Source organism: Actinomadura citrea (assembly GCF_013409045.1).
In the GTDB taxonomy this organism is placed as follows: Bacteria; Actinomycetota; Actinomycetes; order Streptosporangiales; family Streptosporangiaceae; genus Spirillospora; species Spirillospora citrea.
Genome location: NZ_JACCBT010000001.1, coordinates 4,915,489 through 4,929,722, shown reverse-complemented (window position 1 = coordinate 4,929,722; position 14,234 = coordinate 4,915,489). Strand labels below are relative to the sequence as shown.

The following is a 14,234-nucleotide window of genomic DNA, read 5'->3' as shown; positions in this document are numbered from 1 at the left end:
ACTCTGGCGCTCAGTGGACTGGTGATTGTAGAGCCAATGTGGGAAAGTGGCTCGTATGAGCACGCGCTACGTGAGCGGCCCGCACCTGGCCCGGCTGCTCGGGGACGTGTCCGGGGAGCGTCCCGTCTATGCGGCGGTGGCCCGGTCGCTGCGCGCCCTCGTCCTGGACGGCAGGCTCGCGCTGCGCACGCGCCTGCCCGCCGAACGCGACCTGGCCGCCGCCCTCGGCGTCAGCCGCACCACCGTGACGACCGCCTACGACCGGCTCCGCGACGAGGGCTACGTCCAGAGCAGGCAGGGCGCGGGGAGCTGGACGGCGCTGCCCCCGGTCCGCATGTCGTCGGCCGAGCCGCCCGGCGCGCTCCGCGGCGCGCCGGGCGACGCGGTCCCCGCCGGCCACCGGTACGGCATGGCCCACCCCGCGCCGGACGACCCCTCGTTCATCGACCTCGGCTGCGCCGCTCCCGGCGCCCCCGCGATCTTCGAAGAGGCGGTCGCCGCCGCCGTCGACGAGCTGCCCCGTTACAGCTCGGGCCCGGGCTACGAGCCCGCCGGGCTGGCGAGCCTGCGGCAGGTCATCGCGGACGGCTACACCGCGCGCGGCGTCGCGACGCGCGCCGACCAGATCGTCGTCACCACCGGCGCGCAGCACGCGTTCACGTTGCTGACCCAGCTGCTGGTGGAGCCGGGCGACGCGGTGATGGTCGAGCGCCCCACCTACCCGCACGCGCTCGGTGCGCTGCGCCGCCGCGGCGCCCGGCTCGTCCCCGTCGGCGTCAACGAGGGCTGGGACGTCGAGCTCGCCGCGGGCGCCATGCGGCAGGCCGCGGTCCGGATGGCGTACCTGATCCCCGACTTCCAGAACCCGACCGGGTACCTGATGCGGGCGCGGGACCGGGCCGGGCTCGTCGACGCCGGGCGGCGCGCGGACGCGTTCCTCGTCGCCGACGAGACCTTCGCCGAGCTCGCCCACGACCCCGAGGCTCCGCGCGAGCCGCCGCTGGCCGCCTTCGACGGCGGCGGCCGGGTCGTCACGATCGGGTCGGCCTCCAAGCTGCTGTGGGGCGGGCTGCGGATCGGGTGGATCCGCGCCACCGCCCCGCTGGCCCGCCGCCTCGTGCTGGCCCGCGAGCCGTTCGACATGGCGAGCCCGGTCCTGGACCAGCTGATCGTCCGGGAACTGCTGCTGCGGGTGGAGGAGGTCCGCGCCGAACGCGCCGCGAACCTGCTGCGCGGCCGCGACGCGCTCGCCGCGGCGCTGCGCGAGCTGCTGCCGGGCTGGGAGTTCCGGCTCCCGGACGGGGGCATGTCGCTGTGGGCGAGGATCGGCGCGCCGATCGCCTCCCGGCTCGCCGAGGCGTCCGAGCGGCTCGGCGTCCGCGTCGTCGCCGGCCCGGTGTTCGGGACGGACGGCGTGCTGGAGGACTACGTGCGGCTGCCCTACGTGCTGCCACCGGACACGCTGCGCCTGGCGGTGCGGCGGTTGGCCCTCGCCCAGCGCGAGGCCGAGGCGGCGCCGGCGGCGCGGCCCCTGCCCGCCTACGTCTGACGGGGGCGGCCGCTGCGTCCGGCGGGCGTCAGGGAGCGCGCTGGATGTAGTCGACCAGGTGCTCGCGCTCGCTCTCCAGCTCGTCGATGGCGCTCTTGACGACGTCGCCGATGCTGACGATCCCGACGAGCCGGCCGTCCACGACGACGGGCACGTGCCGGAACCGGTGCTCGGTCATGGCGTGGCGCAGGTCCTCCACCTGGTCGCCCGGGCCGCAGGTGCGGACCTCGGCGGTCATGATCTCCGAGACGGGACGGTCGAGCAGCGCCGCGCCGTGCTCGTGCAGCCGCCGCACCACGTCCCGTTCGGACACGATGCCGGCGATCGAGGCGCCGTCGGGCGAGACCACCGTCGCTCCGATGTTGTGCTCCGCCAGGACGACGAGGAGCTGCCGCACGGTGGCCTCGGGCCGTACCGTGGCCACCGCGTCTCCCTTCCTCCGCAGGATGTCGCGAATTCGCATGCCTCACGCTCCGGTGCCGGTTTCGGGCCCGGGGGACGGCGGCCGCCCGGACGGGGCCGCTGGCCGGGCCTTGTCCCTGCCAAACTCGCATGTTCCGGCCTTCAGGGAAACCCCTGGCCGGTGAGTCATCCCGGTCTGGCGACGGCATAAGGGCGGCATAAATGCCGTAGATCGGGAACCAAGGGATCCATGGCGATGACGGCAGAGCGAACCATCGAAACGGAGATCCCGGCACGGCTCGACCGGTTGCCGTGGTCACGCTGGCACTGGACGGTCCTGATCGGCCTCGGCGCGGTCTGGATCCTCGACGGCCTGGAGGTGACCGTCGTCGGCGTCATCGGCCCGCGGCTCACCGACGCGTCGGGGGGCCTCGGGCTGACGGACGGGCAGGTCGGGCTGGCCGCGTCCATCTACGTCATCGGTGCCTGCCTGGGCGCCCTGTTCTTCGGGCATCTGACCGACCGGTTCGGGCGCAAGAAGCTCTTCATCGCCACGCTCGCGCTGTACCTGGCGGCGACGGTCGCGACCGCGTTCTCGTTCAACCCGCTGTGGTTCTACGCCTGCCGGTTCCTCACCGGTGCCGGCATCGGCGGCGAGTACGCCGCGATCAACTCGGCGATCGACGAACTGATCCCGGCGCGGGTGCGGGGCCGGGTGGACGTGGTGGTGAACGGCTCGTTCTGGATCGGCACGTCCATCGCGGCGGCGCTGTCGATCCCGGTGCTGAACGGCGACCTCCTCCCCGAGGACCTCGGCTGGCGGGCCCTGTTCGCGCTCGGGGCCGTCCTCGGCCTCGGGGTGCTGTTCGTTCGCCGGATGGTGCCCGAGAGCCCGCGCTGGCTGTTCATCCACGGGCGCGAGGACGAGGCCGAGCGCGTGGTCGGCGGCATCGAACGGGAGATCACCGAGGAGACCGGCGAGCCCCTGGAGGAGCCCCGGGAGAGCATCCGGGTCCGGCAGCGCCGTGTCGTCTCGTTCGGGGAGATCGCCTCGACGGCCGTGCGCCGCTACCCGCGTAGGACGGTCCTCGGCCTGTCGCTGTTCATCGGGCAGGCGTTCCTCTACAACGCCGTCTACTTCACCTACGCGCTCGTGCTCAGCACGTTCTTCGACGTCCCCGACGCGAAGGTCGGCTACTACCTGATCCCGATCGGCATCGGGAACTTCCTGGGCGCGTTCTTCCTCGGCAGGCTGTTCGACACGGTCGGCCGCAGGACGATGGTCACGGCGTCCTACGTGATCTCCGGTGTGCTGCTGGTCGGGACCGGGCTGCTGTTCCGCGCGGACCTGCTCGACGCCTGGACGCTGACGGCCTGCTGGTGCGCGGTGTTCTTCTTCGCCTCCGCCGGGGCGTCGTCGGCCTACCTCACGGTCAGCGAGATCTTCCCGATGGAGACCCGGGCGATGGCGATCGCCGCGTTCTACGCGGTCGGGACGGGCCTCGGCGGAGTGGTCGGGCCCGCGCTGTTCGGGCGCCTGGTGGAGACCGAGAAGGTGGCGAACGTCGTGAACGGCTACTACCTGGGCGCCGGGCTGATGATCGCCGCCGGGCTGGTGGAGCTGGCCATCGGCGTCGAGGCGGCGCAGCGTTCCCTGGAGGACGTGGCGAGGCCGCTGTCGGCGGAGGAGGCCACGGCCGCCTGACGGCGTCCCCGGTCGCGCCTTCCCGCCCCGGTCAGGGGGCGAGGAGGCGCGACACCGCGCCGAGCGCCGGGGCGAGCAGGCGGCCCGCCGGGCCGGCGTGGGCGAGGGCGGCCCGGGCCGCGTTGGCGCCGCACGCGCCGTGCACGCCGCCGCCCGGGTGCGCGGAGGCCGACGCGAGGTACAGGCCCGCGACCGGCGTCTCGGCGCGCCCGAGGCCGGGGACCGGACGGAACAGCAGTTGCTGGTGCGGCATGGCCGTGCCGCCGTTGAGCGCACCGCCGCGCAGGTTGGCGTCATGGTCCTGGAACGCGGGCGGCGCGGTGACGCGGCGGTCGATGACGCGGGAGCGGAAGCCGGGGGCGAGGCGCTCCACGACGTTCTCGACGCGGTCCGCCATGGCGTCGCGCTCGCGCCCGTCCCAGACGCCGGTGATGCCGTCCGGCCCCGCGTCGGCCTTCACCTGGTGCGGGACGTGGGTGTACGCCCAGACCGACTCGGTTCCGGCGGGGGAGCGGGCGGGGTCGGCGGTCGTCATCTGGCCGAGGAGCGCGAACGGCTCGGAGGGGACGCGCCCGGTGGCCAGCTGCGAGCTGTAGTCGGTCATCGCGTCCAGGCCGGGGGACAGGTGGACGGTCCCGGCGCGCCCGGCGCCGTCCGCCGCCCAGGGGATCGGCCCGGACAGCGCCCAGTCGACCTTGAAGGTGGCGTGGTCCCAGACGAAGCGGCTCATGTCGGCGCGCAGCGAGGCCGGCAGATCCGCCCAGCCGACCAGGCCCCCGTAGAGGGCGGGGGCCGAAACGTCGGCGAGGACGGCCCTGGCCGCGCGCACCGGTTCGCCGGACGCGGTGCGGACGCCGAGCGCGCGCCCGTCCCGCACGACGACGGAGGCGACCGGGGTGCCGCAGCGGACGCGCCCGCCGCGCGACTCCAGCCGCCGCACGAGCGCCGCCGTCAGCTCGCCCGCGCCGCCTTCGGGGACCGGCCACCCGTACCGCTGCCCGGTCATGGCGAGCAGCCAGCCGAACAGCGACCCCGCGGTCGACTCGGGGAACATGTCGGTGTGCAGCGCCGACCCGGCGAGCAGCAGCGGGCCGCCGGGCCCGGCGAACTCCTGCTCCCCGAGCGTGCGGACGGGGGCCAGCAGGGTGCGCAGGGCGCGGAGCCCGCCCGCCCGGCGCGCCGACCTCAGCAGGGGGAGCGCGGCCCGGACCGGCGGGAACGGGGTGAACAGGGCGCGCAGGACGTCCTCTCCCATGTCGTCCCACAGGCGGCAGAGCCGCAGCCACGCCTCGCCGTCGCCCGCGCCGAGCGCGTCGAGGCCGGCGGCGGTCGCGTGGCGGTCGCGCTCGAGGACGGCGCAGCGCCCGTCCGGGAGCGGATGGGCGAGGACGGCGGGCGCGTGCCGCCAGCGGAGGCCGTGCCGCTCCAGTTCCAGCGCCCGCATCGCGGGCGACGCGACGCCGAGCGGGTAGAACGCGCTGCACAGGTCGCTCACGTAGTCGGGGTGGACGCCCCGGTCGCTGCGCACCGCGCCGCCCGGTTCGGGCTGCGCCTCGAGCACCTCCACGTCCCACCCGGCGTCGGCCAGCATGTTGGCGGCGACGAGACCGTTGTGCCCCGCGCCGACGACCACGGCGTCAGCCATGCGGCATCCCTCCCCCGATCACCTTACGGGCGCCCGCGAGAGGGCCGCGGTCAGCCCACGTCGAGCCGGGCCAGCAGCCGCATCACGCCCGGCGCCACGCGCGACCCGAGGTAGCCCAGGCGTGCCTCCGGCGTCACCGGGACGACCGCGCGGTCGTCGCGGACGGCCGCGACGATCTGCTCCGCCACGCGGTCCGGTCCGTAGTTGCGCCGGGCGTAGGCGCGCGCGACGCGCTGCCGGCTGCGAGCCTCGTCCTCCTCGTTCTGGCCGACGAAGCGGGACGTGCGGGTGATGTTGGTGTTGACGATCCCCGGGCAGACGGCGCTGACCCCGATGCCCTCGCCCTTCAGCTCGGCGCGCAGGCACTCCGACAGCATCAGCACGGCCGCCTTGCTGGTCGCGTAGGCGGGCAGCGCGCGGGACGGCGTGAACGCGGCGGCCGAGGAGGTGTTGACGATGTGGCCGCCCTGCCCCCGCTCCACCATCTGCTTGGCGAAGAGCCGTGAGCCGTGGAGGACGCCCCACAGGTTGACGTCCAGGACCCTGCGCCAGTCGTCGGTGCCGTGCTCCAGGAACGGGCCGGCCATGCCGATCCCGGCGTTGTTGACCACGACGTCCGGTACCCCGTGCTCGTGCACGACCGCCTTGGCGAAGTCCTCCATCGCGCCGCGGTCGGACACGTCCACCTGGAAGGCGTGTCCCGCCGGGCCGAGGAGGCCGGCGAGTTCGGCGGTGCGCTCGGCGGCGTCCGCGTCGAGGTCGGCGGCGACCACCTCGGCGCCTCGTTCGGCGAAGGCCAGCGCGGTGGCGCGGCCGATCCCGCTCCCCGCGCCCGTGACGACGACGAGGGACCCGTCGAAGGACCGCCGGCTCGGAGTCACCCTGGCCCGCCTGAGCGCGCGCGCCTCGGCGGCGGCGAGCGGACCGCCCTGGACGCCGGTGATGTGCTCGGTGACCCAGCGGGCGACGACGTCGGGGTGGCTGCGGGGCACCCAGTGCCCGGCCTTGAGCGTGCGCAGCGACAGGTTCGGGACGCGCCCGGCCAGCCCGCCGACCAGGTGCGGCGAGACGAACAGGTCCCTGGTCGGGACGATGACCTGAGTCGGGACGTCCGTGCGCCGCTCGCGCGGGCGGCGCAGCCGCTGGAGCATGTTCGCCCGGTACAGCCCGACCCCGGCCGCGGCGTCGCGCGCCATCGTCCTGGCCGGGTGGCCCGGCCGGGGCGGGACGCCCTCGCCGAGTTCCAGGGCCTTGGCGAACGGCTTCGCCATCCCGGCCCGCCACAGCAGCTCCGGCAGCCCCGGCGTCTGGAAGAAGTAGATGTACCAGGAGCGGACGGCCTGCCCGGCCGCCCGCCGCAGGTTGGCGGGGGTGGGGCGCGCCAGGTTCCGCCGCGTCCAGTGCGCGACGTGGTCCAGGCAGGGGCCGGAGATCGAGGTGAACGACGCGAAGCGGTCCGGCGTCGTGCAGACCGCCTCCCACGACTGGATGGAGCCCCAGTCGTGCCCCACCAGGTGCACCTTGCGCTCGGGCGCGGTCGCGTCCAGGACGGCCTCCATGTCGGCCATCAGGTACTCGAACGTGTAGCGCCTCCGTCCGAACGGACGGGACGAGGCGCCCGCGCCGCGCACGTCGTAGCGGACGACGTGGAACCGCTCGGCGAGCCGCGCGGCCACCTCGTCCCAGACGGCGTGGGTGTCGGGGTAGCCGTGGACCAGCAGCACGGTCGGGCGCGACCGGTCGCCCTGCTCGTAGACGGCGAGGTCGACGCCGTCGCCGCGGACGCGCCGCCGGGTGACGGGTGGGGCGGGGTGTGTCATGCGGTCGTCTCCCGTCGGGCCCACCGGTGCACGTGGGGAAGGTCGTCGTCGAGCCAGTACGCGTCGTCCTCGGTGACCACGAGGATCTCCTCGAACTTCACGCCGACGCCGCGGAACCCGATGTGGGGCTCGACCGCCCACAGCCCGGGCGTCGGGGGGTGCTGGGACTGCGCGGCCCCGTTCCAGAGCGGGGAGCGCCCTTCCAGGCGCTCCTTGACCAGTTCGCGGCCGATGGTCTGGAGGAACCGTACACCGAATGGGAATCCCACGCGCTTCGGGAGAATCCCGCCGATGACGCCGACCTGATGGCCGATGACGCGGCCCGGATACTCGCGGTGCCGGCTGTCGTAGCCCTGCCGCTCGATGAGCGCGTCGACCTCGGCGTACACGTCGGCGAACGTGCGCCGCTCGCGGACGAGGCCGAGGATGAGCGCCCGGTAGCCGGCGAGGTCGGCGTCGAGCCGCTCCCAGATCCTGTTCTCGCCGAGGACGCCGCCGTAGCCGATGTCGGCGGAGTAGCCGTCCTTCACCGGGGCCATGTCCAGGATGTAGGGCATGCCCTCCTCCAGGCGCGTCCCACCGGGCAGGAACTGCGTGGGCACCCGGAAGCCGCGGAACGCCGACCGGTCGCCGAACCAGGCGAACGGGGTGTGCAGCCAGTCGTCCACGCCGTGTTCGCGCAGCCACCGGCGCATGCGCCGGCACGCCTCGCGCTCGGTCACGCCCGGTTCGAGCGTGCCGGCGACCTCCTCGGCGCACCGGTAGCACAGGCGCTGGACGGCACGGAATCGCTCGAGCTCCGCCGCGTCGTGCACGCGGGCGAGCGCCACTTTATTGGACACATTGTTAATAAACCGCCGATCCGCGCCCGGGTCAAGGGCCGGCGGAGTGACGCCCGCCACGGCGGAGCGCGGGAACCGGCAGCTCGCGGAGCGCGAATATCGCAACGCGCCGGGGCAGGGCGGGGACAGGGGCCTAGTAGGGGTCGTAGCCCGCGGACCTGGCGGCGGGCGACTGCGTGAGGTAGTCCAGCGCGCGCGGCGTGGAGCACACCTTGGAGGGATGGTGGTCGGGCCTGAGGTAGACGGGCGCCTCGCCGAGCAGGAGCCGGAAGATGCCGGGCACGTGGCCGAGCCGGACTGACCGCCGGTAGGAGCGGTAGACGCGCAGCGGGGTCACCCGGCGCTTGATGGTCGGGTCCTGCTTGAGCAGGTAGAGCGAGCCGCCGATCAGCGCCCAGTACAGGAAGAACAGTGACACGAGCCACGCGGCGACGCGGGTCGGGTACCGGCCGCCCATGGCGGTGTAGACGTCGAAGACCACCGAGCGGTGCTCGACCTCCTCGGCGCCGTGCCAGCGCAGCAGGTCCAGCATCGTCGGGTCCACGCCGGCCTTGTCGAGCCGGTCGTTGTCCATGATCCACTGGCCGAGGACGGCGGTGTAGTGCTCGATCGAGGCGACCGCGGCCAGTTCGAAGCGCAGCCGGCGCCGCCACGCCCGCGGGTTGCGCTCCTTCAGCGCCGCCATCTGCGCGGGGCGCTCGGAGTTGCCCCGTCCCGCCGCGTCAGTGATCTTGGAGACGTCGATGCCGGCGCGTTGCAGGATCTGGTCCAGGACGCCCTGGTGGGAGCGGGCGTGCACCATCTCCTGCCCGATGAAGCCCTTGATCTCCTCCAGCAGCCGCTCGTCCCGGATGTGCGGGCGGGCGTCCTTGACGCACTGGATGAACCACTTCTCGCCCTCGGGCAGGACGATGTGGAACGAGTTGATGATGTGGGTGGCGACCGGGTCGCCCGGGACCCAGTGCAGCGGGGTCTCCGACCAGTCGAAGGAGACGCGCCGCGGCTTGATCGGCGGATGGCGCTCGTCGACGGGCACCGTTCCGCCGCTCGCCTGGGGCCTCGTCATGCGGTCCTCGCCTTCCACGCGTCCGGGTCGGCCGCGACGTGCCCCCGCGCCGCGCGTATGCCATTGGCAGTGCAGTCAACTCCTGCCCGGACCGCGGTTTCTTGAGGAGAAGCCAACAAGTTACCGCTTGGTTTTCGACCCGGGGTGACAAGTGGCGCCGCTCAGAGGGCGATACGCTCGGCCCCCGCGTAGACGTTCATGGTCTCGCCGCGCAGGAAGCCGACGAGCGTCATCCCGGCGTCCTCGGCGAGGTCCACCGCCAGCGAGGACGGCGCCGACACCGCCGCCAGCACCGGGACGCCGGCCGTCATCGCCTTCTGCGTCAGCTCGAACGACGCGCGCCCGCTCACCATGAGGACCGTGCCGGCCAGCGGGAGCCGTCCCTGCCGCAGGGCCCACCCGATCACCTTGTCGACGGCGTTGTGGCGGCCGACGTCCTCGCGCACGGCGAGGAGCCCGCCTTCGGCGTCGAACAGCCCGGCGGCGTGCAGGCCGCCCGTCCGGTCGAACACCCGCTGCGCCTCGCGCAGCCGCTCCGGCATGGCCGCCAGCACGTGCGGGGTGAGCCGCACCGGGTCGCCGGCGACCTCGTAGGGGCGGTCGGCGCGCAGCGCCTCGATGCTCGACTTCCCGCACACCCCGCAGGCGCTGGTGGTGGTGAACGCCCGCGTCATGGAGTCGTCCGGCGGCGGCACGCCGGGGGAGAGCACCACGTCCAGGGTGTTCTGCTCCTCGGTGTCGGCGCAGTACCGCATCGTCGCGATGTCGCCCGCCCGCCCGACCACGCCCTCGGCCGCCAGGAACCCGGCGACCAGGTCGAAGTCGTGCCCCGGCGTGCGCATGGTGATCGTCAGCGGCTTGCCGGCGACGCGGATCTCCAGCGGCTCCTCCGCCGCGAGCGTGTCGGGCCTGCGCACCCGCGACCCGGACGCGCTCAGCCGGAGCACGGGCCTGCGCACGGTGATCCGCCCCATGACCGTTGACGGTACCCCGGGAACCCGCCCCAAACGAAGCCCTGGGCCGGGCGCCGCCGCGCGGGGCTAGTCGGGCACCCCGCGGGGGCGGGGCGCCCGCCACCCCTGGCGCATCGCGAGGACGCGCAACCCGAACGCCATCACGGCGGCGCCCGCGGTGACGGCCCCGCCGTGCAGGCCCGCGCTCTCGGCGCCGGCGGTCACGGCCGCGCCGAGCAGCGCGGGCACCGCGTACAACTGCCGGTCGTACAGCACCGCCGGGATCTGCCCGGCCAGCACGTCGCGCAGGATGCCGCCGCCCACCGCCGTCACGATGCCGAGCAGCACCGCGTGCACCGGTGAAAGGCCGTACTGGAGCGCCTTGACCGTCCCGGTCGCGCAGAACAGCCCGAGCCCGGCCGCGTCGAACAGCAGCACCGCCGGCAGCAGCCGCGTCACCTGCGGATGCCAGAAGAACACCAGCGCCGACGCCGCCACCGGCACGAGCACGTACCCGAGGTCGGTGAACGCCGCCGGGGGGACCGCCCCGATGAGCAGGTCGCGCAGGATCCCGCCGCCGAGCGCGGTGATCTCGGCCAGCACCACCATCCCGACGACGTCCAGCCGCTGCCGGACGGCCGCGAGCGCCCCCGACACGGCGAACACGAAGATCCCGGCGAGGTCCAGCAGCCATGCGACCCCGTGGCCGCTCACTCGCGGTGGTCCCTCCGGTCGATGTTCCAGTTCGCCACCACCGCCGCGAACGGCGGGATCACCAGCGCCACCACCGTCATCGCGATCGCCGCGGTGTGCGAGTACAGCCGGACCACCGCCCAGGCCAGCACGAACAGGGTGAGGCACGTGCCCATCATGATCCCGTAGGCCAGCCTGCGACGCCGCATGCCCTCACGTTACGTCGCGCCCGCCCCCCGCCCCGCGCGGGGCGGGGGTGGCGGAGGCGTACGGGAATCGAACCCGCCGTCCCGAGATCCTCGGGACCGTCGGCTTTGAAGGCCGTGGAGGCCACCAGGCGCTCACACGCCTCCGGCGGCGATCTTAGCCGGTGTAGAGGGCGTCGATGTCGGCGGCGTACTTGGTGTGCACGACGCGGCGCTTCAGCTTGAGGGTCGGGGTGAGCTCCTCGCTCTCGGCGGTCCACTCGGCGGTGAGCAGGCGCCACCGCTTGACCTGCTGGACGCGGGCGAGCCGGGCGTTGGCGTCCTCGACGGCCCGGGCCACCTCCTCCAGGACGAGGGGGTGGTCGGCGAGGGCGGCGAGGTCGGTGGTGTCGACGCCGTGGGCGGCCGCCCAGACGGGCGCGACCTCGCCGTCGAGGGTGATGAGCGCGACGACGTAGGGGCGGCGGTCGCCGAAGGCGAGGGCCTGGCCGATGAGCGGGTGCTCCTTGAGCCGGTTCTCCACCAGTGACGGGGCGATGTTCTCGCCGCCGGCGGTGATGATCAGTTCCTTCTTGCGGTCGACGACGGTGAGGAAGCCGTCCTCGTCCAGGCGGCCGACGTCGCCGGTGTGCACCCAGCCGTCCGGGTCGATGAGGTCGGCGGTGGCGTCGGGGCGGTCCAGGTAGCCGGGGGTGCAGGTGGCGCCGCGGACCAGGATCTCGCCGTCGCCCGCGAGCGTCAGTTCGACGCCGGGGAACGGGCGGCCGACGGTGCCGAGCTTGAAGGAGTCGGCGAGGTTGGCGGTGATGGCGCCGGTCGTCTCCGTCATCCCGTAGGCGTCGAAGATCTTCAGGCCGAGCCCGGCGAAGAAGCGGGCCACCTCGACGGGCAGCGGCGCCGCCGCGCTGGAGGCCTGCCGGACGCGGTCCAGGCCGAGCAGGGCGCGCATGGGGGTGAGGACCGTCTGGTCGGCCCGCTCGAAGGCCTCGGCGACCGGCGGGGTGAGGGTGTTGCCGTGCTCCTGCGCCGTCACGTACGCGCGGCCGGCGTCCAGGGCGGCGGCGACCGCCCGCTTCCTCGTCTCGTCCTGCTCGGCGGACAGCACCGCCTGGATGCCGGCCATGATCTTCTCCCAGACGCGCGGGACGCCGAAGAAGGAGTGCGGCCGCACCTCGCCGAGGATCGTCGTCAGCTGGGCCGGGTCGGGACAGAAGTGGATGTGGGAGGCCAGCCGGACCGGCAGGTAGTAGCTGAGCACGCGGTCGGCGATGTGCGCGAACGGCAGGTAGGAGATGCCGGCCGGGTGCTCGGGGAGGACGGAGCTGCGCTCGACCATCTCCGCCTCGTGCAGCACCATCGAGTGCGTGATCAGGACGCCCTTCGGGTCGCCGGTGGTGCCGGAGGTGTACAGGAGGGTGACGGTGTCCGCGGGCCCGACCGCCTGCCAGCGCCGGTCGATCGCGAGCGGATCGGCGGCCAGCTCGCGGCGGCCGAGCTCGGTGAAGGCGTCCCAGGTGAGGAAGCGGTCGCCGGGCGGGCAGGCGGCGGCGTCCACCACGATGATCTTGCAGAGGTCCGGGAGGCGGTCCAGGACGGGAAGCCAGCGGCCGAGCTGGTCCGCGCCGTCCAGGACCGCGTACCTGGCCGAGCAGTGGCCGGCGACGAAGGCGACCTGGTCGGGCGCGAGCGTCGCGTACACGGTGGTGGGGACGCCGCCGGCGTGCACGGCGCCGAGGTCGGCCAGCACGTGCTCGGAGCGGTTCGGCATCATCAGCGCGACGACGTCGCCGGGGTCAAGGCCGAGGGCGGCGAACCCGGCGGCCGTCTCCAGCGCGCGGGTCCGGGTGTCCGCCCAGGTGAGGGTCCTCAACTCGCCGTCGCTCCGGTCGGAGTAGGCGGGCCTGCCGCCGTGCCGTGCGGCGGTCGCGGCGAGGGCGGTGCAGATCGTCTGCCCCGCGACGGCCCGGTCGAGGTCGGCCCGCTGTTCCTGGATCCCCATGTCGCCCCTCGTGGGTAGGTGACCGTAGTAAGTGATGACTTGCAGAGTGCAGATCGCATCACGCCGAACCGGGTTCGGACAAGGGGTTTGCGGGTTTTCCACGCTGGTCGCGGGGGTCGGTCGGCGATCGGTGACCGGGTGCGTACCGTCCGTTTGTTGATCATTTGAGGTAGTTGTGCGTTAAATTCAGCGGTGACCCGACTCGCCCCCGTGGCCCGCCTGACGCAGTACGCGCGCGGCGGTGGCTCCAGCAAGATTCCGCCAGGGGAGCTGGAGCGGGTCGTGGCCGGCCTCACCGGCGGGAACGACGCGCTCCTCGTCGGCGGTCCCGACGGCGACGACGCCGCCGTGCTGCGCCTGGAGGGCGGCCGGGCCGTGGTCTCCACCGCCGACTTCTGCACCCCCGTCGTCGACGACGCCTACGACTGGGGCCGCATCGCCGCCGCCAATGCGCTCTCCGACGTCTACGCCGTCGGGGGCGTGCCGCTGATGGCCCTGAACCTGCTCGGCTGGCCCGCCGACGCGCTGCCCGCCGAGCTGGCCCGCGAGGTGCTGCGCGGCGGGCGGGACATGGCGGCGCTGGCCGGTGTCGCGATCGCCGGCGGGCACAGCATCGAGGACCCCGAGCCGAAGTACGGCCTCGCGGTCACCGGCACCGCGGACCCGGACCGGCTGCTGCGGCTGGACGCCGGCCGTCCCGGCGTCCCGCTCACGCTGACCAAGCCGCTCGGCGTCGGCGCGCTCAACGCCCGGCACCGGGCGACCGGGGAGGTGTTCCCGCACGCGGTCGCGACCATGACGGAGCTGAACGCGGCGGCGGGCCTGACCGCCCTCGAACGCGGCGCCGCGTGCGCCACCGGCGTCTCCGGCTTCGGGCTGCTCGGCCACCTGTACAAGCTGGCGCGGGCGAGCGGCGTCACCGCCGTCGTGGACGCCTCCGCCGTCCCCTACCTCGACGGCGCGCGCGCCGCCGTGCGGGACGGGTTCGTGCCCGGCGGCACCCGCCGCAACCTCGCGTGGGTGTCGCCGCACACCGACTTCCGCCGGATCGCCGAGGAGGAGCGGCTGCTGCTCGCCGACGCGCAGACCTCCGGCGGGCTGCTGGTCGCCGGGGAGATCCCGGGCGCGCCGGTCGTCGGGGAGCTCGTCGGCCGGGGGCGGCGCGCCCTCGTCATCCGCTAGCCGCCCGGCCCTCGCCGCCCGTGTCGCCGATCGGGGGCGCGGGTAGGCTCCCGGCACTGCCTCATCGGGACGGGGGAGGTGAGGCATGACGATCGGCGGGCTCGCGGCCGCCGGGGTCCTCCTGGTAGCGGCGTTCTGGCCCAGGCAGACCGGCCGCCGCCCCTGACGCCGG

Annotated in this window: 12 protein-coding genes and 1 tRNA gene; 3 read left to right on the top strand and 10 right to left on the bottom strand. The window is 74.2% G+C overall.

What is annotated here, in order from left to right:
• The first annotated feature begins 55 nt into the window (after positions 1–55).
• Positions 56–1,549: a MocR-like transcription factor YczR gene (yczR, locus tag BJ999_RS23085; RefSeq protein ID WP_179835220.1), complete on the top strand. Its 1,494-nt coding sequence runs from the start codon at positions 56–58 to the stop codon at positions 1,547–1,549.
• Positions 1,550–1,577: 28 nt separating this feature from the next.
• On the opposite strand, the gene BJ999_RS23080 is transcribed toward yczR, so the two are convergent.
• Positions 1,578–2,012: a CBS domain-containing protein gene (locus BJ999_RS23080; RefSeq protein WP_179835219.1), complete on the bottom strand. Its 435-nt coding sequence runs from the start codon at positions 2,010–2,012 to the stop codon at positions 1,578–1,580.
• A 195-nt stretch (positions 2,013–2,207) separates the two neighbouring features.
• Between BJ999_RS23080 and BJ999_RS23075 the strand changes: the two genes are divergently transcribed.
• Positions 2,208–3,656: an MFS transporter gene (locus BJ999_RS23075; protein WP_229810307.1), complete on the top strand. Its 1,449-nt coding sequence runs from the start codon at positions 2,208–2,210 to the stop codon at positions 3,654–3,656.
• A gap of 31 nt (positions 3,657–3,687) precedes the next feature.
• On the opposite strand, the gene BJ999_RS23070 is transcribed toward BJ999_RS23075, so the two are convergent.
• The 9 genes from BJ999_RS23070 to BJ999_RS23030 form a co-directional block, all read right to left on the bottom strand.
• The gene (locus BJ999_RS23070; protein ID WP_179835217.1) at positions 3,688–5,301 is read right to left on the bottom strand and encodes a phytoene desaturase family protein; all 1,614 of its coding nucleotides are present in this window, start codon (positions 5,299–5,301) and stop codon (positions 3,688–3,690) included.
• Between the two features lie 50 nt (positions 5,302–5,351).
• A complete protein-coding gene (locus BJ999_RS23065; RefSeq protein ID WP_179835216.1) occupies positions 5,352–7,121 on the bottom strand; it encodes an SDR family oxidoreductase in 1,770 nt (589 codons plus the stop codon).
• Positions 7,118–7,963, bottom strand: coding sequence for a M24 family metallopeptidase (locus tag BJ999_RS23060; protein WP_373292731.1), 846 nt, complete (start codon positions 7,961–7,963; stop codon positions 7,118–7,120). The genes BJ999_RS23065 and BJ999_RS23060 overlap by 4 nt, the downstream gene beginning before the upstream one ends.
• Positions 7,964–8,096: 133 nt before the next feature.
• The gene (locus BJ999_RS23055) at positions 8,097–9,029 is read right to left on the bottom strand and encodes a metal-dependent hydrolase (RefSeq protein WP_179835215.1); all 933 of its coding nucleotides are present in this window, start codon (positions 9,027–9,029) and stop codon (positions 8,097–8,099) included.
• A 161-nt stretch (positions 9,030–9,190) separates the two neighbouring features.
• Positions 9,191–10,003, bottom strand: a complete 813-nt coding sequence (fdhD, locus tag BJ999_RS23050; protein ID WP_179835214.1) for a formate dehydrogenase accessory sulfurtransferase FdhD — start codon at positions 10,001–10,003, stop codon at positions 9,191–9,193.
• 66 nt (positions 10,004–10,069) lie between these two features.
• Positions 10,070–10,696: a trimeric intracellular cation channel family protein gene (locus BJ999_RS23045; protein WP_179835213.1), complete on the bottom strand. Its 627-nt coding sequence runs from the start codon at positions 10,694–10,696 to the stop codon at positions 10,070–10,072.
• Positions 10,693–10,884: a DUF3099 domain-containing protein gene (locus tag BJ999_RS23040; RefSeq protein ID WP_089313299.1), complete on the bottom strand. Its 192-nt coding sequence runs from the start codon at positions 10,882–10,884 to the stop codon at positions 10,693–10,695. The genes BJ999_RS23045 and BJ999_RS23040 overlap by 4 nt, the downstream gene beginning before the upstream one ends.
• A gap of 48 nt (positions 10,885–10,932) precedes the next feature.
• Positions 10,933–11,028: transfer RNA gene (locus BJ999_RS23035), tRNA-Sec, on the bottom strand.
• A gap of 10 nt (positions 11,029–11,038) precedes the next feature.
• Complete coding sequence (locus tag BJ999_RS23030) at positions 11,039–12,880, bottom strand: AMP-dependent synthetase/ligase (RefSeq protein WP_179835212.1); 1,842 nt, start codon at positions 12,878–12,880, stop codon at positions 11,039–11,041.
• A 192-nt stretch (positions 12,881–13,072) separates the two neighbouring features.
• Here BJ999_RS23030 and selD point away from each other — a divergent pair, with 192 nt between their 5' ends.
• Complete coding sequence (gene selD, locus BJ999_RS23025; RefSeq protein WP_229810308.1) at positions 13,073–14,062, top strand: selenide, water dikinase SelD; 990 nt, start codon at positions 13,073–13,075, stop codon at positions 14,060–14,062.
• Positions 14,063–14,234 lie beyond the last annotated feature (172 nt).